This is a genomic window from Actinosynnema pretiosum, assembly GCF_024171695.1.
In the GTDB taxonomy this organism is placed as follows: Bacteria; Actinomycetota; Actinomycetes; order Mycobacteriales; family Pseudonocardiaceae; genus Actinosynnema; species Actinosynnema pretiosum.
Genome location: NZ_JAMTCF010000014.1, coordinates 200,509 through 221,751, shown reverse-complemented (window position 1 = coordinate 221,751; position 21,243 = coordinate 200,509). Strand labels below are relative to the sequence as shown.

Annotated in this window: 27 protein-coding genes; all 27 read right to left on the bottom strand. The window is 69.4% G+C overall.

Annotated features, from left to right (window positions below):
* Window positions 1–403: 403 nt before the first annotated feature.
* A complete protein-coding gene (locus LV78_RS27630) occupies window positions 404–883 on the bottom strand; it encodes a single-stranded DNA-binding protein (protein ID WP_253848570.1) in 480 nt (159 codons plus the stop codon).
* Between the two features lie 286 nt (window positions 884–1,169).
* The gene (locus LV78_RS27625; RefSeq protein WP_253848569.1) at window positions 1,170–2,165 is read right to left on the bottom strand and encodes a hypothetical protein; all 996 of its coding nucleotides are present in this window, start codon (window positions 2,163–2,165) and stop codon (window positions 1,170–1,172) included.
* Between the two features lie 394 nt (window positions 2,166–2,559).
* A complete protein-coding gene (locus tag LV78_RS27620; protein WP_253848568.1) occupies window positions 2,560–2,838 on the bottom strand; it encodes a hypothetical protein in 279 nt (92 codons plus the stop codon).
* Window positions 2,839–2,900: 62 nt separating this feature from the next.
* On the bottom strand, window positions 2,901–3,353 hold the full coding sequence (locus LV78_RS27615) for a DUF2493 domain-containing protein (protein ID WP_253848567.1): 453 nt from the start codon (window positions 3,351–3,353) through the stop codon (window positions 2,901–2,903).
* Between the two features lie 167 nt (window positions 3,354–3,520).
* Entirely contained in the window at window positions 3,521–3,973 is a 453-nt protein-coding gene (locus LV78_RS27610) for a hypothetical protein (RefSeq protein WP_253848566.1), read from the bottom strand.
* A gap of 254 nt (window positions 3,974–4,227) precedes the next feature.
* The gene (locus LV78_RS27605) at window positions 4,228–4,446 is read right to left on the bottom strand and encodes a hypothetical protein (RefSeq protein WP_253848565.1); all 219 of its coding nucleotides are present in this window, start codon (window positions 4,444–4,446) and stop codon (window positions 4,228–4,230) included.
* 114 nt (window positions 4,447–4,560) lie between these two features.
* Window positions 4,561–4,848 carry a hypothetical protein gene (locus LV78_RS27600; RefSeq protein ID WP_253848564.1) on the bottom strand — a complete coding sequence of 96 codons (288 nt, stop codon included), beginning with the start codon at window positions 4,846–4,848 and terminating at the stop codon, window positions 4,561–4,563.
* 182 nt (window positions 4,849–5,030) lie between these two features.
* Entirely contained in the window at window positions 5,031–5,369 is a 339-nt protein-coding gene (locus tag LV78_RS27595) for a hypothetical protein (RefSeq protein WP_253848563.1), read from the bottom strand.
* A gap of 115 nt (window positions 5,370–5,484) precedes the next feature.
* On the bottom strand, window positions 5,485–5,946 hold the full coding sequence (locus LV78_RS27590; protein ID WP_253848562.1) for a hypothetical protein: 462 nt from the start codon (window positions 5,944–5,946) through the stop codon (window positions 5,485–5,487).
* A gap of 229 nt (window positions 5,947–6,175) precedes the next feature.
* Window positions 6,176–6,421 (bottom strand): hypothetical protein, encoded by a 246-nt coding sequence (locus tag LV78_RS27585; protein WP_253848561.1) that lies wholly within the window; start codon window positions 6,419–6,421, stop codon window positions 6,176–6,178.
* Between the two features lie 172 nt (window positions 6,422–6,593).
* Window positions 6,594–6,896 carry a hypothetical protein gene (locus tag LV78_RS27580; protein WP_253848560.1) on the bottom strand — a complete coding sequence of 101 codons (303 nt, stop codon included), beginning with the start codon at window positions 6,894–6,896 and terminating at the stop codon, window positions 6,594–6,596.
* A 230-nt stretch (window positions 6,897–7,126) separates the two neighbouring features.
* On the bottom strand, window positions 7,127–7,783 hold the full coding sequence (locus LV78_RS27575; protein WP_253848559.1) for a hypothetical protein: 657 nt from the start codon (window positions 7,781–7,783) through the stop codon (window positions 7,127–7,129).
* 635 nt (window positions 7,784–8,418) lie between these two features.
* Window positions 8,419–8,808: a hypothetical protein gene (locus LV78_RS27570; protein ID WP_253848558.1), complete on the bottom strand. Its 390-nt coding sequence runs from the start codon at window positions 8,806–8,808 to the stop codon at window positions 8,419–8,421.
* On the bottom strand, window positions 8,805–9,251 hold the full coding sequence (locus LV78_RS27565; RefSeq protein WP_253848557.1) for a hypothetical protein: 447 nt from the start codon (window positions 9,249–9,251) through the stop codon (window positions 8,805–8,807). Before LV78_RS27565 ends, LV78_RS27570 begins: the two co-directional genes overlap by 4 nt.
* 261 nt (window positions 9,252–9,512) lie before the next feature.
* The gene (locus tag LV78_RS27560) at window positions 9,513–10,514 is read right to left on the bottom strand and encodes a DUF932 domain-containing protein (protein WP_253848556.1); all 1,002 of its coding nucleotides are present in this window, start codon (window positions 10,512–10,514) and stop codon (window positions 9,513–9,515) included.
* A 402-nt stretch (window positions 10,515–10,916) separates the two neighbouring features.
* Window positions 10,917–11,900: a hypothetical protein gene (locus LV78_RS27555; protein ID WP_253848555.1), complete on the bottom strand. Its 984-nt coding sequence runs from the start codon at window positions 11,898–11,900 to the stop codon at window positions 10,917–10,919.
* 84 nt (window positions 11,901–11,984) lie between these two features.
* Window positions 11,985–12,608: a hypothetical protein gene (locus tag LV78_RS27550; protein WP_253848554.1), complete on the bottom strand. Its 624-nt coding sequence runs from the start codon at window positions 12,606–12,608 to the stop codon at window positions 11,985–11,987.
* A 108-nt stretch (window positions 12,609–12,716) separates the two neighbouring features.
* Window positions 12,717–13,628, bottom strand: a complete 912-nt coding sequence (locus LV78_RS27545) for a class I SAM-dependent methyltransferase (protein ID WP_253848553.1) — start codon at window positions 13,626–13,628, stop codon at window positions 12,717–12,719.
* 227 nt (window positions 13,629–13,855) lie between these two features.
* The gene (locus LV78_RS27540; RefSeq protein ID WP_253848552.1) at window positions 13,856–14,728 is read right to left on the bottom strand and encodes a hypothetical protein; all 873 of its coding nucleotides are present in this window, start codon (window positions 14,726–14,728) and stop codon (window positions 13,856–13,858) included.
* A 195-nt stretch (window positions 14,729–14,923) separates the two neighbouring features.
* The gene (locus LV78_RS27535) at window positions 14,924–15,385 is read right to left on the bottom strand and encodes a hypothetical protein (RefSeq protein ID WP_253848551.1); all 462 of its coding nucleotides are present in this window, start codon (window positions 15,383–15,385) and stop codon (window positions 14,924–14,926) included.
* Between the two features lie 228 nt (window positions 15,386–15,613).
* Window positions 15,614–15,829, bottom strand: a complete 216-nt coding sequence (locus LV78_RS27530) for a hypothetical protein (RefSeq protein WP_253848550.1) — start codon at window positions 15,827–15,829, stop codon at window positions 15,614–15,616.
* 262 nt (window positions 15,830–16,091) lie between these two features.
* Window positions 16,092–16,247, bottom strand: coding sequence for a hypothetical protein (locus tag LV78_RS27525; protein WP_253848549.1), 156 nt, complete (start codon window positions 16,245–16,247; stop codon window positions 16,092–16,094).
* Between the two features lie 207 nt (window positions 16,248–16,454).
* Entirely contained in the window at window positions 16,455–17,069 is a 615-nt protein-coding gene (locus LV78_RS27520) for a hypothetical protein (RefSeq protein WP_253848548.1), read from the bottom strand.
* A 342-nt stretch (window positions 17,070–17,411) separates the two neighbouring features.
* A complete protein-coding gene (locus LV78_RS27515) occupies window positions 17,412–18,428 on the bottom strand; it encodes a hypothetical protein (protein ID WP_253848547.1) in 1,017 nt (338 codons plus the stop codon).
* Window positions 18,429–18,592: 164 nt separating this feature from the next.
* Window positions 18,593–19,336 (bottom strand): Mom family adenine methylcarbamoylation protein, encoded by a 744-nt coding sequence (locus tag LV78_RS27510; RefSeq protein ID WP_253848546.1) that lies wholly within the window; start codon window positions 19,334–19,336, stop codon window positions 18,593–18,595.
* Between the two features lie 462 nt (window positions 19,337–19,798).
* Entirely contained in the window at window positions 19,799–20,125 is a 327-nt protein-coding gene (locus LV78_RS27505; RefSeq protein WP_253848545.1) for a DUF4326 domain-containing protein, read from the bottom strand.
* Between the two features lie 292 nt (window positions 20,126–20,417).
* Window positions 20,418–21,056, bottom strand: coding sequence for a hypothetical protein (locus LV78_RS27500; RefSeq protein WP_253848544.1), 639 nt, complete (start codon window positions 21,054–21,056; stop codon window positions 20,418–20,420).
* Window positions 21,057–21,243 lie beyond the last annotated feature (187 nt).

Genomic DNA, 21,243 nt, shown 5'->3' with positions numbered 1-21,243 from the left:
CGTGACCGTGCTCGGCACACCGGATCGTCGATTGACGCTCGCACGATGGTTCGTGCAGGCGTCAACCATGTGGGGCGCATGACGACGGGATTGCTGCCTGATCGCGGGAAGGTCAGGCGCAGGACTTGATCAGGAGGAGGCTGCCGCCCCCTGGGTTCAGGAGGTGGTCGAGGAGAGGCCCTCCAGCTGCAGACCGGCCAGGTCGTCGATGGCCTGGATCTCCTTGCCGCAGTACACGGTGCCATCGTCGAGTTCCATGTCTGCACGAAGTTTGCCCAGCAAGCGGCGGAGGGCCCGAAGATCACCGGACGTCATCGGCGTATACAGGACAGAGCTCGCTGCCTAGCAGGGAACGGGATGTGCGGGGCCGGCCGGGCTGCGACGTCCGGCCGGCCCCGGTCGGTCAGAACGGCGGCTCGTCGCCGAAGCCGCCGCTGCCAGCGGGCGGAGCCGAGCCCCACGGGTCGCTGGCCGGCGCGCCGTTGTCGCCGGAGCCCTGTCCGTCTGAGCCCTGGGCGCGGGTGACCTTGTTGACCTTGGCGGTGGCGTAGCGCAGCGACGGACCGATCTCGTCGACCTCCAGCTCGACGACGGTGCGCTGCTGGCCTTCCTTGGTCTCGAAAGAGCGCTGTCGCAGGCGGCCGGTGACGATGACCCGGGCGCCGCGGGTCAGCGTCTCGGCCACGTTCTCGGCGGGCTGACGCCAGAGGCTGCACCTCATGAACAGCGGATTGCCGTCCTCCCATTCGTTGGTCTGACGGTTGAAGAAGCGGGGGGTGGAGGCGACGGTGAAGTTCGCGACGGCCGCACCTGCCTGAGTGAAGCGCAGTTCCGGGTCGGTGGTGAGGTTGCCGACGAGGGTGGTGACGGTCTCTCCGGCCATGGCGGACACTCCCTTGCGGATCGGTGGTTCGGCCACCGACACCCCTCAGCCTTGACTCCACCTGCTGGCAGTGCCATCGAGTGGGTTCGGCCCCGAGGGGTGTCGATCTGCGGAGTGCGGATCAGGTCGTGACAGGGCCCCGAAGGGGGCGGCGGGGGTTCCGGCCCGTGCTTTTGGGCCGGGTTCATCGGCGCGGACCCTGCCATGACCTGATTTGCTTGGAGCAGATCGACACCCCCGGTCTGAACCCGCGCCTGCCTCTATCGCCGACCTATCATTTTTCCGATCATCCGGCCGTCGAGGTGTGCAGGGCGGTCCAGCGGCGCAGGACCCTCCAGCCGTCCCTGGTGAGGTCGAGCCGGTGGGTCTCGCACGACCGGCTATCGACGTCGGCGAACAGCCACAGCCCGACGTATACCAGCCCGGCGTGGCGCAGCCGACGGATCAGCTCGGCGTCGCGAGGGTGGGGACGGACGGCGCGCTGGTAGCCGTGGTCGTCGACGAGGACCTCGTAGAGGTCGCCGCCCCAGACGGTGAACCGGTCCTGTGTGACCTGCTGCAGGAGTCGGTGCACAGGCCAATCGGCCAGCGGGCCCTGGTGCGGGCGGGCGCGTGACACCGGCAACGTCCCGGCGTCGAGCAGTTCCTCCTGGAGCGACTGCTGCCGTCGACGGCGCCGCGCGCGATGTCCTGCTCCGGATGCCGGTGGCGCGGGCGGTGCCGATGGTGCGGCACCGTTGCGGCAGACCGGACATCGGTGGTTGACCAGGGTGATCTCGCCGCCGGCGGCGGCGGTGAAATCGACGTCACCGCACTGTGCGCACTGGTGGGACAGCAGCGTAGGGTCGGCGCCGCGACGTTCGCAGACGACGTGCAGTCCGCCATAGATGATCGTAGCCGCCAAGCGCTCGGCGACCTGTTGCTCGGCCAGTTCGGCGACGACCTCGGCGGTGGTGTCGGTGACCAGGGTGGCCAGATGTCCGGCTCGGTGGGCGAGCCGGGAATGGCGCAGCGGGTCGCGGCGGCCGTCGATGCTCAGCGTGAACTGGTCGGCCCGCCAGTCGAGGGTGACCGGAACACGGACGCCCGCGGCGGCGAGGGTGATCCGTGCGGTCGCGGTCAGCCCGTTGGTGTCCCAGTCGATGGTGGGCACCCAGACCTGCGGGGTTAGGTGCGCCACGACGGCGCGGCTGAGGGTGGCAGCGGCCGATTCGCCGGGCTGGTGGGCTTCGGGCAGCGTACTGCCGGTATCCGACGGGACAGTGGTACGGGCATAGGTCATGTGGGACTCCGGGACGCGGAATGCCCGCTGTGCGGGCGGCAGAAGATGCCTGCAGGCTCGGCAAGGCGTATTGCGGCCCGAGGTCGGCGACTCCTGTCGGTTCCGCGGGTGATTGGGGCGCTTGGACCGCACGAGGCCGCCACGCCCCGGCCGGACCGTGGCGGGAACTGCTGGAGGTCGTGTTTGGACGCGGGACCTATCGGTCGGCCAGGCGTTCGATGTGGACGGGCACGGTCGGGGACACCCGACCAGGAGGTGACGATCCGGCCACCCCGGTGGCAGGCGGTCACGGCATCGTCGGCGCACGTCGGGAACTCCGCTTAGGCGGCGGTGAGCGCGCCGACCTCGGCCCCGCACGCTGGCTGCGACACCGGGGTGGAGCGGTGCACGCCTTCTATGGAGGCGGTGTAGGCGGCCAGCGGGCCTGTACCACAGTGACGGCGGGCGAGTCGGACGGTGGCGCCCGGCGGGCGGTCCGCGCGGCCAGCGCGATCAGCAGTGGCAGTTCGGTGTGGTCGAGGTAGCCGTCGCGGTCGGCGGTATCGAGCAGATCGCGCACGGCTTCGACAGCGTCGGCCGCGTAGCGATCGACGTCGACCTTGGCGGTGTCGTCGATGACCTCCCGCAAGTCCACGAACCATTGGAGGCCTTGGACGGTGTCGAGCAGAGCCACTGCGGCGGGCCAGGAGTCCGCTGCTGGCCAACTGACGAGGGTGGGCGGCAGCGGACTCCTGTTCAGGACAACGTAGGCATAGGCGCGCCGCGCTCGAACAGGGCGCTCCTACGGATGGCGGGCCCGCTGGTGGCGGGGAACGTGGTGGTCCAGATCCCTGCCTCGCGGGCGAGGCGGACGGTGTGGGTGGCTCCCGGCGAGTCGTTCAGGATGAACGCCAGGCACCGTTCGGCGCTGAGATCGATGGCGGCCTGCACCATCTCCTCGTTGCGGCGGAACCCCGCATCGTGGCGGTACCGGCCGTTCTGGACCCACTGCGCGGGGTACCGGTCGACCCGGCCGCCCCAGTGCGTCCAGCAGCCCTCGCAGAGCCGGTCGGCGCCACGCGGGCAGGCCCCCGACATCAGGATCGTGTCCGGGTGCCACACCGTCGCCAGCACGTCACGGATGATGCCGACGCCGGTCCACAACTGCGAACCGGTGATCAGCACCCGTTGGAACGGCCACTCCGGCACAAGCCACCTCCGAAATCGACGAAGTCCCGCCGTATGCGGGGCGGAGGCGGTCTACGTGGTCGGGGCTGTGGGGTCCAGCGCGGTGTGCTGGACCCCACAGCCCCGACCACGTGCCTTGCGCCAGCCCCGCACACGGCGGGACTTCGGTGTGTGCGCGTCGAGGTCCCTCACCGATTGGCTTTCTCCCGTGCTTCGGCGCGGGCGATCCGACCGTTCAGCACGGTCAGCCGCTGGCTCAACCGGGTGTAGGTCTCCAGTGCCCGGTCCATCCGGTCGAACCGGCGGCGGCCAGCGCTACGGGCGGCGCGGGAGCTCGAGCGCGGGGAGAGGTTCGCTGCGGCCCTGTCCGGCGTGTCGTCCGTCCCGGCGATCGCGGCCATGCGCTGCACCAACTGGTCGCGTTCCTGGCGCAGCGACTCGGCGGAGCGGTAACGGCGCGGCCTGCGGACCGGACGCGTCGCGGGCGCGGGTTCGGGCAACTGCACCAGCAGTTCTTCGCCGGGCAGGATGAACCACTCCAGCAGGGCGGGAAACCCCGGCTTCATGCCGGGCTTGGTGTGCTTCTGCTCCCACGCGCGTTGGCGCTCGACCAGAACCTCGATGTACTGCTCGCCGGTCATCGGCATGGTGATCGGGGCGAAACCGTCGACGATGAGTTGGACGCTCACTGCCCACCTCGCGGGACGGCGGCGCCCGCCGGCTTGACGATGATCTCGATCAGGAACGCGACGATTCTGTACTTCACTGCGAGTCCTTGTTCGGCTATCGACCGCAGCGCGGCATCCGCGCGACGGATGGCAATGGACCGAAGGTCCGAATCGGTTCCCGCGCGGGAACCGATTCGGACCTTCGGGTACGGCTGGAACAGTGATGGTCAGTGCAGGTGACGGGGTCGGTCGTCGCAGCCGACGAGGTGGTGGGCCAGCCAGCGCGCCGCAGCGTCGGGTCTGCTGTGGGAATCCAGCAGACCGACCAGCGCATTCACTTCACGGCAGGTCAGGACGACGGCGATGTCGGCTGCGAGGTCGGGGTCGGCGAAGACATCGAGGAACACGTCGAGCGGGTCGTAGACGAGCGGTCCGGCTCTAGGCATGGCGGGACCTCCTCTCTGGAACCGGTGGGAGCTGCTGCTGGCGGAAGGGATCGGTGCATCCGGAAGCCGTCACAAGGGGAGGGCACACACCGCCGTCCTCCCGTGCAGTGGCGATCAGAGAGCCAGACGCGCGTTGTCCCACGCCTCGTTGCTGTCGAACACCGCATTGCACCCGTTGGTGTGCTCGCGGCACGCAACCTGCTCTGGCTTCAGACCGATCTGCTCAAAGTAGAAGATTTCGCCGCTTGCGGGCAGTCCACACGCGCTGCTGTGGGTGCACACGCCGTTGCGACGCAGGTTGTGCAGCCGGTCGGCCTCCACGGCGGCCTCGGCCATTTCGATGTCGGCGTCGCGGATCAGCGGAGGATCGGGGTCCTCCCAGGGGTCGAACTCCTCGTACATAGGGACTCCCTCGGGTAGGTGGTGTGCGATCGGAAGCGAAATGGTTCGCATTGCGTTGGTTGTGCTCTTCGCACCGGGCGGATCGGTGGGATGGAGGGGGCACGGTGTCGGTCACCCGACCGTGTCGCGTGAACCGGGCACTGGCATGGGACGGCGTGTTCGGGGACCACGTCGGGGCGGGTTCAGCGGCGGGGTGCGGCTAGGGTGAACGCGGTGGCGGGCAGGATGCGCGGTCCCCACGCGCCGTGTACGGTCACGGGGACCTTCAGCGATCCGAACCCGCCCTGGTCGGCGATGTGTTCGGCCAGTTCGACGAAGCGTCTGCCGTCGTGGAAGCGGGTCCAGCCGCAGGAGCACACCGGTGGGCTCCCGCCGCTGCGGGGAACGTTGGACGGGTAGTGGGTGTCCTCGTAGTGGCCGGGGTGCACGATGGGGCCGCTGTAGACGTTGCGTTCCGACAGGCACTCCCAATTGGCGTACTGCTCGGGGTGTCGACGCGGATGCCTGTCCGCGTGCGGCACTCCCGTGGTATTCGCGGGGCGGTCGCGGTTGTCGTCAGGGCTGATCCCTGGTGTGGGCGGGTACAGGTCGCCTCCTGAACGTGGTCGGGGCGGACGGCGGAGGCGGGGCTGGGGGTCAGTGCACGCGGAAGCCGCCGTGCCGGGCGGCGGTGCGCAGGAAGGGAACGAGGTCGTCGGCGAACGCGGCCGGGTGCAGCGCGCCGGAGCCGGTGGCGGACTCATAGGCAGCCAGGGCCTCGGTGCACTCCTGGGCGGTGACGTGCCAGTCGTCGCCGCTGGCGAGCTTGTGAACGGGAATGCCGGGCAGCCAGTCGTCGCCGTGGCTGCCGTGGTCGACCCGGACGAGCTCCAGGGCCTGCACGTAGGCGCGGGCGCGGTAGGTGACCGCCTCCCCGTCGCGGAAGTCGCTGCGGTCCAGGTGGTCGCCGTCGGGAAACTGCGGCACTGGGCTGGCGTGCGCCATGCCCAGGTCGAGCATCGCACGGCACAGGTGGGTCGTGTCGAGGCCGAACCCGCGCTCGATGCGGGTGTTCCGCCCGGCGTCGGGGGCGTCCTGGACGGTCATCGCATAGGGCACGCGGGATTTCCTTCCGCTCAGTGTCTGCCGATCACCGGCCGCGCTGGTCGGTTCCGGCGGTGGACGGTGCTGCGGCCGGTCCGCACCCGTGAGTCAGGGCATGGACCGGCCGCGGCAGCGGTGTGCTCAGTCGGAGACGGACTCGGCGTCTTAGGAAGTGGCGGGCCGGCCGTGGGGGTCGCGCGGGCGCCTCAACCTGCCGGGGCCGGGTTGTGACCGGTCGAGGTGGTCATGCTGCGGTGCGGGTCGCGGCGGGCTTCGCGGTGGCGACGGGCTTGACAGCGGTCTCGACTGTCGGCACGGCTGGCTCCTCGTCCTGCTCCTGCTCATCGTCGGGGTCGTCGAATGGCTTCCCGGTGCCGTAGCGGATGCGGTCGCAGATCGCGTCGACCAGTTTGGGTGCCGCAGGGAGTACGACCACGCCCATCATGACCATGCCCAAGATGGCCAGAGCACCGAGAATTTCATTCCACATTGGACAAGCTCCTCGTGTCATGGGTGCTGTTTCTCCGGTGGTGGAGCGCGGCCCGGTGGCACGACCGGGTGCGTGGGGGCAAGTGCGGTTCTTGCCCCCACGTGACCGGTCGTGCAGGGTCGTCGCGATCCACCACCGGAGGGGCGGCACCCGTGGGGACTCCCGGCGTCGGTCAGGACTCGTCGTGCAGTTCGGACACGTAGTGGTCCTGGCCGCGGTGGTCGAGTTCGGCGTAATCCAGGCCGAGAGAGTCGGCCAGGTGTCGCAGGTCGCCGAGCAGGTCTGCGATGGCGGTGGCCGGGTACTCGTCGTTGTGGTCGTTCAGTAGACCGGTGTGCTCGGCGTAGGACACGACGGCACGGGTGGCGAATCCGGCGCGACGGCCGTTGTCGTGCACTACGTCCTCGGCGCTGTCGCCGTAGCGCATCCGGCCGTCGCCGTCGTACCAGTCCAGCAGGTCCTTCAGTCGGCTCACCGTCTCCACCGCGGCATCCGGGGTGGCCACCAGGTGCCCGGTGCTTTCCCTTGCGGTGTCCGGAGCGGATGGGGTGGTAACGGCGGGAATCGGTTCGACGTCCGATCCGGCACCGGAGAGCAAGATAACGGGACCGCAGACATCTCGCCCTCCGTGCTCTGCGGCGGGCTGGATCGGGTGGGCATCGCTCTGTCTGCGAGCAGCACACGGATCGAGGTGTCCTGGGGTTATCACTTGAGGGTCCGTCCCCGCCGGGTCGATCTCGACGTGATCACGTCGTCGACGATGACGGCTGTGATGGCCACCCCGGTAACCGCCATCGTCGGGCGCGCAACCGGGCGGGAGAACCAGACCTCGCCTCCGTACCGGGTGTTGGTGTCGTCGTGGAGACAGGCGGCCAGGAGTCGCGGCTGCTCGGCCTGGAGCAGGTTGACTTGATCGGAGGTGGGCAGCGGGCACCAGCAGACGGTCCGGCCGTCCTGCTCCTCCGGCTCCCACCACATGCCAGCGGTTTCGGCGCCAATCGCTTGAGCGAGCAGGTATTCGATGTGCGCGACGACGGCAGGCCAGGCGGTGCCCTCGTCGGCGCGGTAAGCGGGCTGCACTGCGCTCTGAGCGCGGCCGTGGCCCCACAGCGTGCCGACCTGGCCACCGGCGATGGTGGGACCCCAGACTTCGCGCAGGCCGACGCGGAGAGGCGGCTGGTTGTGGTGGTGCCGGTCGTTGACCTCCAGCACGAGGTCGGTGGCGGTCGGCAGGGCGTCGCGCACGATGCGGGCCACATCGCCCAGCAGCGCCTCGTGCAACTGGTCTTGGGCGGCCTCGACGGACTGCCGGGCCCGGCACAGCCGGGTCTCCAGCGCGCCATCGGGTTTGAGACTGGTCAACGGTTTCTCCTGTCGTTCGGTTGCGCACGGCGCTGTGGCGCGAGGTGGTCTGCGGCGTGTTCGACGACGACGCCGGTGGCCGGGGCGAGTGCGGTGTAGACGTCAGGGGCGACCAACCAACCCGGCATCGTCGTCCACGGCTCGCCGTCGTGGCGGCAGGCCGCCACGACGGCGAGCACACATGACCGTGGCCGAACGCGGCGTCCCAGTACGGGCTGTGGGCGTCAACGATGGCCTGGCCGTCGCGGGTCCGGAACTACTCCTCGAACTTGCTGTCGGGGCCCAGAGTCATGCCGTCCGCAAACAGTCCGCTCTGCCCAACACCTCGCAGTGCGGCATCGGTGTCTCCGCGCCGTACACGGGTTGCCGGGAATGGAACTCGACTGACATGCCACCTCCGAAGGTGCCCAGCAGGGCGGGTCGGATCTGCAGCTCGACCGCGCCGGGTGGGCCATCGACGATGACGTGAACCAGCGACCCGGACGGGTGGGGCAGCAACCGCAGTGACAGCGGTGTGGGGACGGACACGGACCTGCCGTCGCCGAAAATCGCCAGGTCGTTGCAGGACAGGGGCTTCTTCCTTGGGAGTGGTCAAGGCCGGGTGAGGGCGCTGACGGTCGTCAGGAACCTTGGGTTCAGGTGGTCGGGGTGAGCACGGCGCGCACGGGCGCGTTCGTGTCGAATTGGGCGGGCTCGTGGTCGCTCTCGTCGAACCAGACCCGGACGATGTCCCCGTCGAGGGACAGCAGGTGGACGCGGTGGCCGTCGTTGTTCTCGTCGACGACGACGCTACCTAGCGTCAGCTCGATCGCACGGTGTTCGGTGGGAACTCCGCCGAACCGGTGCCGGTAGTGAGCGAAGGTCTCGGCTTCGTAGACGTCATCGGCGGTGACGTAGCAGCTCCAGCGCACGGTCTCGGCGTTCTCCTGCAGGTCGCAGGTGTCGACGTGGCCGGGGAGCACGGCTGCGATCTCCAGGACCCCGGTGGCGCGCTGGACCAGGCCGACGACGGTGTACCAGCTCACCGGCTCACCCCGCGATCGGAGGTGCGGGAGCGGGTTTCGACATCGGCGATGATTTCGTCGGCGATGACCGGCAAGGCGTGGGGGTAGCGGTAGTGCTCGGCCCCGGCGAGCACCTCGTCGGCGACCTCGACTTCCATGCCTCCGCAGGATCCACTGCGGCAGGCGGCGGCGAACCGGGCGTCACTGTCGGCGTGCTCCTCGTCTAGGCAGGCCCCTACTGCAGCCAGGCGGACGGCCTCGACGGTGCGCGGTTCGGTCGTGGCGAGCACGCGAGTGCTGTAGTTCTCGCACCGCTCGGTACCGGAGGGATTGAAGACTCCGCACCGGCACAGCAGGGGGAGATCACCGAGGAGGGCGACGCGGCGGATCACTGCGGCCTCGTGCTCGGCTGCCTTCTCGAACAAAACCTTGAGGGTGGTGGGTGCATTGACCGGGACGAACATGGGTTTCTCCGGCTTGTGAGGTCGGCGCGCCGGCCGGGGGGGGCTTCACCCCGGCCGGCGCGGACATGGAGCGCGGTGCGTCAAGGTGGGGCGCCACGCCGGTGTGATCGGGTCGTTGATCGGCTATTCCGCTTAGCTTTCCCGCCAGGCTTGCGGCCGGTGAGTACCCCCTGGTCCGGGTATGTTCCCTTCGCGGGCGCATAACATCGGCCTTCGTGCTCAGGGCCCGCCCGGCACTGCGTCGGGCAGGACGCATCGCGGTCAGACGGTCAGCAGGTCCCAGGTGAGCTGCTTGCGCTTGGCCACGTCGTCGCCGACCAGGACCCGGTTCGCGCGGATGTCGGGGGTCTTGGCCGGGGCGTGGTGGTCCAGGTACTCGGTGAAGGCCTGGAACGCGGCCCAGCGGCTGCCACGGATGGGTGCCTGGGTCTGCGCGGAGGTCCACAGGCGGGTGAGCTGGCCGATGCGACGTTCGGCGTTGTTGAGGGTGCGGGCCGTGGCGTTATTCTTGACCGGCCACACCTCGCGGATCAGGTCGTGGAACTCGGCGTCGCTCATCGATGTACGGATCAGCCGCTGTGCCTCGGCCTCGAACGCCGAGCTGTAGGCGTAGAGCAGGCCGAGCTTGCTGCGGATCTCCTCCACGTTGATCGTCGACTTCCTGGTGTGCCGGATGGACACGCTGGAGACCTGCTCGCGGATAGCGATGTTCTGCTGGTTGGCGCAGAAGGGTCGGAACGGCACGATCATCACGCGGAACGCGGAGCTGCCGTCGTGGCTGTTGAACACGACCAGGTGCAGGGTGAGGACGTCGGTGCCGTCGACGTGCATCGTGCCGGGCAGCTCGATGGTGACGAAGGTCCTGCGACCGTTCTCGATTTCGCCGGCGTAGCCGGTGCCGCGGGCACCGGACTCGGCGACGAGGGTGTCGATCAGGGCGGCGCCCGCCTCGTTCTGGTGCACGCCGTAGTTGCGACCCACGGTGGACAGGTAGCGCGGCTTCCCCGTCCGAGGGTCGGTGCGCACGAGCATGACCTTCTCGGGGTTGTCGATCGAGGTCACCCCGTCGACGCTCAGGGCGGCGCCGCTCATCTTGACCTTGCGGATGTTCCATCCGGCCAGACCTGCGGCGACCAGCGCCTCCTGGGCGCTGCCAGCGTTCGCGACGTTGGTGCCCAGCCTCGCCCAGGCGCTGCGGCGGCCCGGGGCGGCCGGAGTCAGCGGCGCGCCAGGCACGGTGGTGTTGGGGTGCAGGTAGTACATAATGTTGTTCCTCCGTTGAATTTTTCACTATCCACAATGGAGTTCGCTACTCTCGCGGACAGCGAGCTGGTGCCGCCCCGGTCGCGGTGGGGCGCACTCGTCCGGCGTCGGCTGCGGGAAAGGGGGCAAGCCCCTGCGGTTGGGTCTTGCCCCCGGCCCGCTGTCGGCGCAGAGTGCGGTCGCCCCACCACGACCGGGGCGACGCGGGTCAGGGCCGTTCGCTGTGCATCCCGCTCGGTCGTTTCCGGATTTCGCTGCTGCGACGCTCGACGACGGTGCCAACGGGAAGTCCGCGGCCTGGCCGCGGACTTCCCTATCGCGATGGGGACTGTGCGACGAGCAGATGCAAGGGCGTCGGTTGCTTCAGCCGCGGACGGGCAAACGGCGCAACTGCCACACCCATTAGCAGAAGTTCAGGCGTCGGGAACGTGGGACGGGCGGCAAGGCGTACACCGCATCGGTGTCGACATCGATGCCGATGCCGAAGATCCGGTCCTCGACGCCAGCGGCCTGCTCGGCGAGCTCGCGTGAGGAGAACGGAGTGGTAACCAAGGCGGTATCGCGGTCAGGGCCGACGAAAAACAGCTTGACCCGCACGGGGGCGGCTGATGGGGCGTCGAGTTCGACCGCCGCGGGGCTGGCCAGGCGGCCGGTGATTTGGAGGCCCTCGTCGGTGTCGCCGGCGGCGCAGACCAGGTACTCGTCGATCAGCTCGCGGTTGTCGGACAGGTAGTCCCCGGTGAGGTAGTCAGGGTCCAGCAGCAGCTCGTTGAGCCTGTCGACGGGGACCGGGATTGCCGCAGTAAACCGCCAGTGGACGTCCTCGCTGGCGTGGATGTGCATCGGTACGGTGATCTCGTCGGTGTCGTCGGGCGCGATCGCGGTGACCTGGAGCCGGGTTCCCGGCCTGTCGCCGGGGGCCTGCAGCGCCTGGTAGTACCCGTCGATCAGCGTCGGCAACGGGTGTTCGGTGCTGGGCACGGGATCGTGCAGCAGGTGGTCGGTGTAGTAGCGCAGCGAGGTCGGTCCCACTTGGCGCAGCTTGGCGGCGTTGCCGTGCAGGCACAGGTAGACCACCAACTCGCACACCCGCATCGCCGGCAGTGCGGCGAACTCGGCCTCGTGCTGCGGATCGGTGTGCTTGCTGGTGAACCAGTCGATCAGGAGACGGGCGGTGTCGCGGATGCCGACGGCCACGGTGGGCTGGTCAGGGTGGATTCCGGTGGTGAGGTCACGGCGGGCGAGGGCGGATAGCGCCAGGTGGGCGGGCGTACCGGTGTAGGTGACGGCGTAGCCGTCGGTGAACCGGTAGTCCGTGCCGGTGTCGGCGGTGATGCCGACGGCGGCGGCAACCTGGGCCGCGTCGGGAGCGTGAGCGAGGGGCACGACGGGCTCCTTCGGGCGGCACGGTGCGACCTTCTGTATGTGGAAGGCGCGGGCGGTCGCGGGACAGCGTTGGGCGGGGGCGGCTCAGTAGGCGAAGTGGGCGATCTGGTCGCCAGCGGTGTCGAACACTGCGGCGCTCGTCTGCTCACCCAGGCCTTGGACCAGCGCGGCGAGGTAGGAGTGGGCGTCGTCCAGAGGGCTGCTGTTGTCGGTGCGCACGTGGATGATCAGGCCGGGTTCGTCCGCTGTCGGAGCGGTGAGCATGGAGGTGAACCGGGCAGGCATGCGCAGCGACCGGGCGGCGGCCGTCGCGTCGGTGGAGACGTCAATGCCGAACTCGGCGAACCACAGGGAGAGCACGGCGACAGTGTCGCCTCCGCTCCAGCTGCCGTCCCCGTCCTCGATCCGCTTGATTCGAGTGAACAGGTCCAGCACCGCGGCGGCCGGGGCGAGGCTGGATGCGGCGGCGTCGGTCGAGCCGGTGCACGGCCTCGGAACCGGTGCTTCGCTCGACACGGCCGCTGTCGCCGCGGATGTGGCTGGTGCTGCGGCCGCCGTGGTGGCGTAGGTGGCAGCGAGTTCGTCGAAGAGCGGGGTGCCGACATTCGGTGCTGCTAGGGGCACTGGGGCGCTGGTGTCCTCCGCTGCGGTGACGGCCGGTGTGGTGGAGCGGTCGGGTTCGGTGAACCAATGGTTGCCGCTGGTCATCATGGGGCTCCGTTCGATCACAGGGTGGCCGCTTCGGCAGCCGGAGGTGGTCGAGGACCTGGTGCTGCGGCCCGCGCGAGGGCGAGGAGGAGGCGCTGCTCGCGTCGGCTAGTGGCTCGACAGCGCCAATTGGCCGTGCCGTTCCTGCGCGGCTTCGGGGCGCGCGGTGGCTACGGACCGCTCGGTGAAATCGGCGTGCACGATCTCCACCTGCGAGGCGATGCCCTGCCAGTCCTGCCGGTACTGGGTGGTGTCGATGCCGCAGTTCATCTCCAGTTCGATGCCGGTCGCCGCGGCGAACTTGCGGTACTCGGCATCGCCTGTGCCCGATTCGATCCTCGGCATGCCGGAGTAGCGGAAGGGGACCGCGACCTGCGGGACCAGGAACACGCCTCGGCGGGCGACCATCGCGGCCAGGGCGATGGCGTGGTATTCGAAGCGGCGGCCGCGGTAGCCGCTGGTGGCGTCGACGGCGCGGGGAATGGCGCCGTAGGGCGGGTTGGAGATGACGCAATCGAACTCGCCGAGGGTGTCGCGCATGCGCGGGATGGCCGTGATGTCCGCGCAGATCCATCGGGCCTCGGGCAGTACCCGGCGGCCGACGCGCACGTAGGCGGGGTTGCGCTCGATACACACGAGCTCCGGTCCGGGCCGCGGCGGGCGTGCTCGCAGGTCGCGGCAGTGGAACGCGAGCCGGCCGATGCCGGCGGCCAGGTCGAGGATCCGGTCCCCGCCGACGTGCACAGCCATGTCCCGGGCCAGCCCAGCCGGGGTGAAGTACGCCCGGTCGGAGGCCGATCTGGCGGTGCAGGATGCCTGCCAGTTGTCGAGGACGAACGCACGTTCCTCGTCGGTCAGGTCGCGGGGAAGGTCGATCAGCTGGCACGCCTTGGCGTGCTCGCGTTCCTGCTCATGGGACAGCTTGGCCACGACGAGGCCCCCTTTCGTGCTCGGTTTCGGGCGGGCGAGCGGGTGGTAGGTCCTGCGGGCGCGGATGCGCGCCGGGGTGCCGAGCCGCATGTCCCGCAAGGGGATGTGCTTGGTCCTAGTCACCGGGGTGGTGCCGCCCCGTTCGGTGGGGCGCGCTCGGGTGGCGCGGGCGCCGGGCAACGGGGTCAAGCCGGGTGCTGTTCCCGGCTTGACCCCGGCCTGGCGTTGGCACACCGTGCGAGCGCCCCACCGGGCGGGCCAGCAGCGCCGACTCCCTCTTTGTTGCCGAGTTCAGGTTGGTGGCCGGTGGCTGTGGATCAGGCGCGGGGGAACTGGAGGGCGTCCATGCCTGGGATGGGAATATCTGCCAGGGCGCGCAGCGTCTGCTCGTGCTCGTCATGCAGGACGAGATCCCTCTCAGGCGCGATCTCCAGCAGCGAATCCCGGTTGTCCCGCGCTGTGTCGGCCAAGCGACGCAGCCTTCCGGGGAGGTCGGGATCGCCGTCGTGCGGTCCGGTGGTCGACGGATACAGCCAGCGGCTGCGGGCCTTCCAGTACCGCAGCCCTTCGTTGGGCGTGGGGCGCTGCATGCGCGCCCATTCCGCGCGGTCGGCCTGGCCGGCGTGGGCCCATTCGTAGTCGTGCAGGGCTTCGGCGAGCTGGAGCAGCATCGTGTTGAGCTGCTGGAGGCGGCGCAGGTGGGTGGGGAAGTCCGGAGCGGTCCGATCGAGTTGGTCACGGCGGCGTGATTCGGCGTCCGTCCGTAGGTAGAGGTAGTCGAGGTAGGCGTGGCCGAAGCCGTACAGGGTGGCCTCGGTGAAGTGCGGGAGAGCGGCGGTGGGAAACGCCGCGGTCGAGCCATGGACTGCCTTGTAGACCCAGGGCAGGACACCGTAGCCCCAGGGCCGGATGCCGTCGGTGGTGGCGAGAATCAGCCACCGGCGTTCGGCGTCGAGTTCCTCGGCCATGGCGGCGGTGCCCGCCCACAGGTGGGCAGCCCCGACCGGGGTGCGCAGGATCCAGGCATCGGTCACGCAGTCCGGGGCGAGCCCGAGCTGGGGTGGGCCGAGCCGGTCGCGCAGCTGGTGGACGCTGCTGGTGAGGTACCCGACACAGATCAGGCCGGTGGCGGGCGGTGTATCCGGGTCGGCGATCGTGTCGATGGACAGGTCGGGATTCAGGACAGCCATGCGTGATCCATTCATCGACACCGGGCAAATCGATGGCGGCTGGCCGCTGGCATACGACAGAGGTGCGCTCCGGCTGGGGTTGGCGGCGGTGCGGCAACGAGGCGCGGCAGCGCGGCGCAGATCCGCTGGGCGCCGGCGCGGTGAGGCGGTTCCGGTGGGTGCGGGCCGCCGGAAGCCTGGCGGCCCGCGGTCCGGTCAGGCGGGCACGGGGATGACGTCTTCGAGTACGTCGATGCCCCAGGGGGCGCTTTCCCAGGCGGGCAGGGTTTTGTAGCGGTAGGTCTCGCCGAACGGTCCCTTCACCCGCTCGCCGAGGTCGGGGTGCCGCTCGAGGACCGCGATGTGCAGCGCCTCCATCAGGTCGTGGGCCTCGCTGTCGGGCCAGCTCGGGTGCTCGCAGCTCTGGTACTCGAAGCAGGCCACGGCCTTGAGCACCACGATCGGGTCGAGGGTGGCCTCGGTGGTGTGCAGCTCGTAGCGCGGCGTGCGGGTGTCCTCGCGGTAGCGGTGGTTGACCGACTTGTGGTTCTCGGACCACAGCGCTTGGCCCAACTCGCGGAACCTGACAGCGCCGAGATCGGAGGGAACGACTCCGTACTGCGCCAGCGCGTGGACGAGAACGTCGATGTGGCCGCTGGAAACAACCCATGCAGACATGCGGAAGTTCTCCTGAAAGGGATTGGGATGAGGGAAATCCGGTACCGGTACCGGGGATTTCTTGTGGGCATCTCCGGTTGGTGGTCACCGAGGTGGTGTCGCCCAGGTCGGTGGGGCGTGCTCGGGTGGCGGTGGTGCCTGCGGTAAGGGGTCAAGCCCTGCTGTTGGGCTTGACCCCGGCCCGGCGCCGCCGCACCATGCGAGCGCCCCATCGGGCGGGGACGGTGCTCAGCCGACGCCACGGCCCGTCATGGCGAGGCGACCGTCGGGCACGGAGACGAGGCGGTGTGCGAGCGCGACGATGAGCACGCGCACCGCAGCGGTCGGGCCGCCGTGCCAGGTCTGTTCGGCGATGGTGATCAGTCGTGCCTGGTGGTTGGCGTCGGTGTCCCAGGCGGGCCTGACGCGGTAACCGTGCCCGCCGAGCTGGTCGATCAGGTGCATGGCGAACTCGCCGGGATCGCCGGCGGCGCGGGCCGCGCTGCGCAGCGATGCCGTGCCCTACCGGTGCGGTCTGGGTGAACTCCTACCGGCGGGTGACGCGGAACCGGCGGCGGTCGGCGTCCCGGTCGATGCCGCGACTGGGTCCATCGTGCGGGCGCACGATCCACAGAGGAGGGCTATTGGGCACGCGGCTGCGGCGTAGCCAGCCCTGTTCGGGCGGGTTCATCGATAGGGTGACCGGCTGCGGGACTGGGCGGTTCGGTTACCGGTCGGCAGGTGGGGCGCAGTACGGGGTGAGCAGGCGGTGGATGCCGTTGTCCACGGCGGTGCCCACATCGCGCTGGACGACCTGGCCGACGTACGCCACGGCGTTAAGCCCGGTGATCGCCACGGCGGCCACCGCGGTGCAGACTGTCACGAGGACGAGCGCGCCGACGACGCCTCGGAGGATCAGTGCCCTGCGCGACGGTGCCGGGCGGCACGTCCGCGGAGCCGGAGGGCGTCGATCGGCGGAGAGTTCGGGCATGACGGGTCCTTGTCGTGAGCGAGGGTGGTGTGCCGGGGTGGTGGGCGTGCCCGGCCCGCGCCGCCTCGGCTGGTCGGCCGGGCGTATCCGCCACCCCGGTCAGTCGAGTGGAATGACGACGATGTGGTCGATCGCCTCCGAGGGGATGCCGAGTTCCTGAACGACGGCGATGGCGAGCGCCTGGCGTAGCTGGGCGACTCCGTCGAGTACGCCGGTGAACCAACTGGTGAAGTTCTCGTCCAGCGAGGCCGGGGAGCCCTCGGTGCCGACGCCGGTAATCAGGCACGGACCGTGGATGACCGGGAGGCGGTCGGGGGTGTCGAGCAGAGCACGAACGTGATCGCGCTCGGCGTCGCCAGCGACGTAGCGGCCGTCGCGGACGGCGGCGAGCAGCCGATGCAGGAACGTGGTGGCCCCGGTGTTGACCGGGCCGGTGGCGCTGTCCTTCCCCACCCAGAGCTGCATCCGGCGCAGGGGAACGATCCGGTCGACGCCGGGGTCGCCGACCAGGCGGACGATGTCGGAGGCGGGGTCGGTCAGGCTGATGTCCGCCGGTCGGACGCCGTTCATGGCTAGCTCGACCGCGGTCATGGCACCGGGTGCGGGCGTCGCCCACCGGGACTGGGTGTGCTCACCGGTCGCACTCCAGCTGGCCGCGTCGTCGGTGAGGGCGTCGATCCGGTCGATGATGTCCGGATTGTGGGATTCGGGCATGATTTCCTCCGTAATCTCCTGGGCTGGGGCGTTGTGAACCGGGTGCGTCCGTGTCAGCCGCTGAGGCGCTGGCCGCTTCGGCGCGGCGCTTGCCGTTTTGTTGGCGCAGGGGCCGGGTCAAACCGCCGCCGTAGACCGGGTACCGCCCGACCAGAGGAAGGGCGGTGGCACTCGATCCGCGTGGTTTGGCGCGGACGCCGGAGTCGGCCAGCGTGCGTCGCGCCGACCAGGGCAAAGCACCTCCGAGAAGCACGGACAGGTGAGCGGCTTTTGTTCTAGAGCAACAAAAAGCCTGAGTCGTGTGCACGGTCGGGGCAGGTCGGAGCGGGAACGAGAGAGTGGTCAGTCGTCGAGTAAATCGCCCAGCACAGTGGCGGCGGCCTTGGCCTCGATGAGGTGGCGGGACAGCAACTGCTCGGTCGCGACTTCGCCGAGCTGGTCGACCAGGAAAGGAATCTGCTTGTCCAAGCCACCGTTGTTGATGGCGCTGGCCGACTTGTCGACCAAGTCGTGCACGGTGTCGTCCAGGTCGAGCGGGTCGACGTGGAGGGCTTCGGCGAGGGCCAGCAGACGCTGGTCCGGGCGTGAATCCTCTGCGGCGTCGAGGTCGTCGCGGAGGGCGTAGTTGTGGTTCCCGTCGTCGTGGGCGAGTCGGTCTTCGTGGAGGTCGGACAGTGCTCCCACCCAGCTGGAGGGCGGGCCGGGGGCGGTGGGCGCGTCCGGGAGGTCCTCGGGGGTGTTGAGCCATCGCCACAGTTCGCCGGCGCAGTGGTGCAGTCGGCCGTCGATCTCGATGTAGAAGCCGGAGTCGCCGCCGAATCCAACCGCATCGCGGTAGGCCCAGACGCACACGACCGGCAGTCCGGAGACCTCGCTGATGCGGCCGAGGACCCGGTTCACACGCTCGGCGTCGTAGCCGTCGACCATGCTGCCGCGCAGGTCGGCGATCTCCTCGGCGTCCTGGCTGTCCATGCTGTGGACAATGATGCCGAAGGCTTCCGGGATGGAGGAGTTCGGGATGGCCTCGCAGATCCGGGCCAGGTCGTGGCCAGTCAACGTTCGGCCCGCCCACGCCTCCAGCTGTCCGTGCGTGATCAGCGACGTGACGTCCGCGTCGAGCCGGTGCCGCGCAAGCGCGGCCGCGACTTCCCAGACCCGCACGGCCTGCGGTGCCTGGAGCAACCTGGGACCTGCCTGAGCCAGGTGCTCCCAGGTACTGGCGACCCACGCGGGATCGCAGTCGACCAGCTCGCGGTAGGCCGTGACCTCTGCGGTGGGTACGACGCGGATTGAGGCCGGGGCGGCGGGGTCAACGGCCCGCAGCGGGTCGCCTGGGAAGTAGGCGATCAACCAGGTCATCGACGAGTGGAGAATCACTCCTCGCTCGATTACCGAGTGGACGGTGTACCGATGGGCTTGTCGGAGCTCGACGGCGGTTCCGGGCGGCGGAGCAACGTGCGACATGAGATGTTCCTCCATGGTCTGGTTCTGCGGGTGCGGCCAGCCTTAGCTCGTCGCCTCAGTCACGGATCGTGGGACCGGTGATCTACCGACTGGTGACGGTCGCCGCGGTTGGGAAACGGGAGCTGGAGGTCCGGCTTCGGGTAGCGGCCGACGGCCATGCCGATGACGGTGCGCGTGCGTTCACCGCGGGTGCGGCCAATCCACAGGGCGTAGCGGTGGTTGCCGGGATGGCAGACGCGGCGGCTGCCGATAGCATGCAGGGCTTCACGCAGCCACCGGTGAAGGTCGACGTCGTCCTGCGGAGCTGTGACCCTCAGAGCGACCAGGCAGGCGATGACACTGGCGGCACCGGTCTCGTGGCCGGTGACCTTGGCCTGTGCGCGGGTGGTGAGCACCTTCGCATCGGGCAGCAGGGGCAGGGGGCGGACGGTGGAGTGGCCTAGGTGTGCGAAATTCAGTGCCTGGTAGATGATTTCGCAGTGACCGGGTTTGATCAGCTCCGGCCTGTTCGGTCCGGAGCGCCAGCGTTCGACCGGATCGCCGAAGGACACCACGCTACGGACGCCGTGTCCAGCTACGTGCCAGAATACCCTGGTACAGAACCAGCTTTCCCCGTTTCCCGCCACGTCCTGGGCCAGGACGAGCCGGTTGAATTCCAGACTTTCCTCGTAGGGGTTCAGGCCGGGGAAGGGATTGGTGAGGACCTTCTCGCTCATCGGCACACCGAGGGTGGCCACACCGACCAGTCGCGGCCGGTCGGCGTGCTGGTCGAGCAGGCCGTATCTATAGGTCGTGCTCGGCAAGGGCTTGGCGTGGCGGGGCAGAGTAGTGGGGTGTTCTCGGCGATGGGAACGGCCTCGTACCGGTCAGAGGCGAAGCCTTCTCCGTCTGCTGGGCGCCACCTCGATGTGCCGAAGTGTCAGCGTTGCGTCCGGATTGGCACCGGCTCTTCTTGTCCTGTGCTGTTCGGAGTGGACACAGAGCATCCCGGTCGGGCGCCAGAAGGCGTAGCTCCCGACCGGGGTCTGGAAAGCGGGCCGGTGAGGAAGTACCGGTCCGCTCATTTAGATGGTCAGGGGTGACATGGGACGGCCCGGAGACCGGAGTGCTGCCATCGGTAGGTCCGATCGCAGCGGCAGTGATCAAGCTGGCGTCGGACAACAGAAGTTCTGCCTAGTGACGAGCGTCGTGACCGCGTCGGGAGCCGACATCGCGCGCCGGACGCGGTAGGCCGAGACATCCGGCCCACCGCCGCGACGAACGGGTCAGAACGGTGCCATGGCCGCAGTGAGCCCATCGGCGGGAACCGCATCTCCCCACGGGCTGGGAACGGGCACGCGGGCCGCTAAGTGCGCGAGGAAGTCGCCGTGGCAACGGTCCGGTGCGCAGGAGCACCCGAGGGTCTTCTCGGCCAACTCGCCGAGCGCGGCCATCAACTCCGGTTGGTCGGGCAACCACTGCTCGTAGAGATCGCAGACCTCGTCGCGGGTACCGTCGATGCCGATGACGAAGGGGTTGCCCCACTTCGATCCCCGGCCGATGTAGACGTCGTACCGGGCGTACCTCTGGTGGACGACCAGCGGATGTGCCAACTCGTGCTCCTTTACCGTGCGGGCTCGACCTCGCCCGCCGGGCAAACGCTCACCGGGCGGGTCCGGCTTTGAGAGGGCTGTCGCTCCGCGTGCCGGACATCAGGCCGTGGCCGGGCCCCGAAGGGGGCGGCGGGGGTTCCAGCCCATGCTTTTCGGGCTGGGTTCATCGCCGCGGACCCGGCGCGGTCTGATCGGCTTCGCGCGGAGCGACAGCCCCGGCCGCGCCCGCTCCACGGCTCTCCCTCCACCGACCCCACCGCCCTCCCGACAGGCGTCGCCGTCGGCCTCGTGCTCAGAGCTCGATGGCGAGCTGGCCGGTCGGCGAGTAGACGCAGTCGACGTCCTGGTTGTTGTGGCGTCCGTTGCACTTGATGGCCCTGAGGTGGCGGCCGGGAACGGTGAGCTTGCGGCGGGCGAACTGCTCGTGCTCGTCGATGAGCGAGCTTTCCAGGGCCTCGTGGTAGCGACCGGCCTCGGTGAATCCTGGGATTTCCGGCAGGCCCGCGGCCTGCCACATCCGCAGGCACAGGCCCGTGGCCGCCGAGGTCAGCGGTGCCAGCAGGCTGGTGTGCAGCAGCGCGCAGCACACCTCGGCCGCGGTGCCCGGTCGGGTATCGGCGCCGGCCGCGACCCGGTCGAGCAGTTCGCGGCAGTGCGCGCGGTAGACCGTCTCGCTGTCGGCCAGCCGCGTGAGGTCCGGGTTGGCCAACAGCAGCAGGAAGCTGTGGTGGATCCGGTCGGCGTGTGCCGGGTGCTGGTGGCGGGCGGTCTCGATCTCCTCCTCGGCCCACTGCATGCTGTCGAAGGATGCACCGACGGACGCGAAGACCCTGCCGAATCCGTGGCTGAACAGGACGTTCGTGGCGGTGTTCACCTCGGAGCCCGGCAGGTCGATTGTGCTGTCGCGGCCGGGCGCGGTGCGGGTGGTCATGGTGTAGGCCCCTTGTGGACGGGTAACTGGTCGGGCGGGTGGCGCGCATCCACTGCGCGCTGGTGTAGCCGAGTTCGTCGATGTGCTCGGGCGGGGTGCCGAGGGACAGGCTCAGTGCCGCTCGCCTGTCGGCGAGCGAGGTGCGCCGGTCGGCCCGGCGAACGGGGGCGTGTTTGGCTGTGGTGAT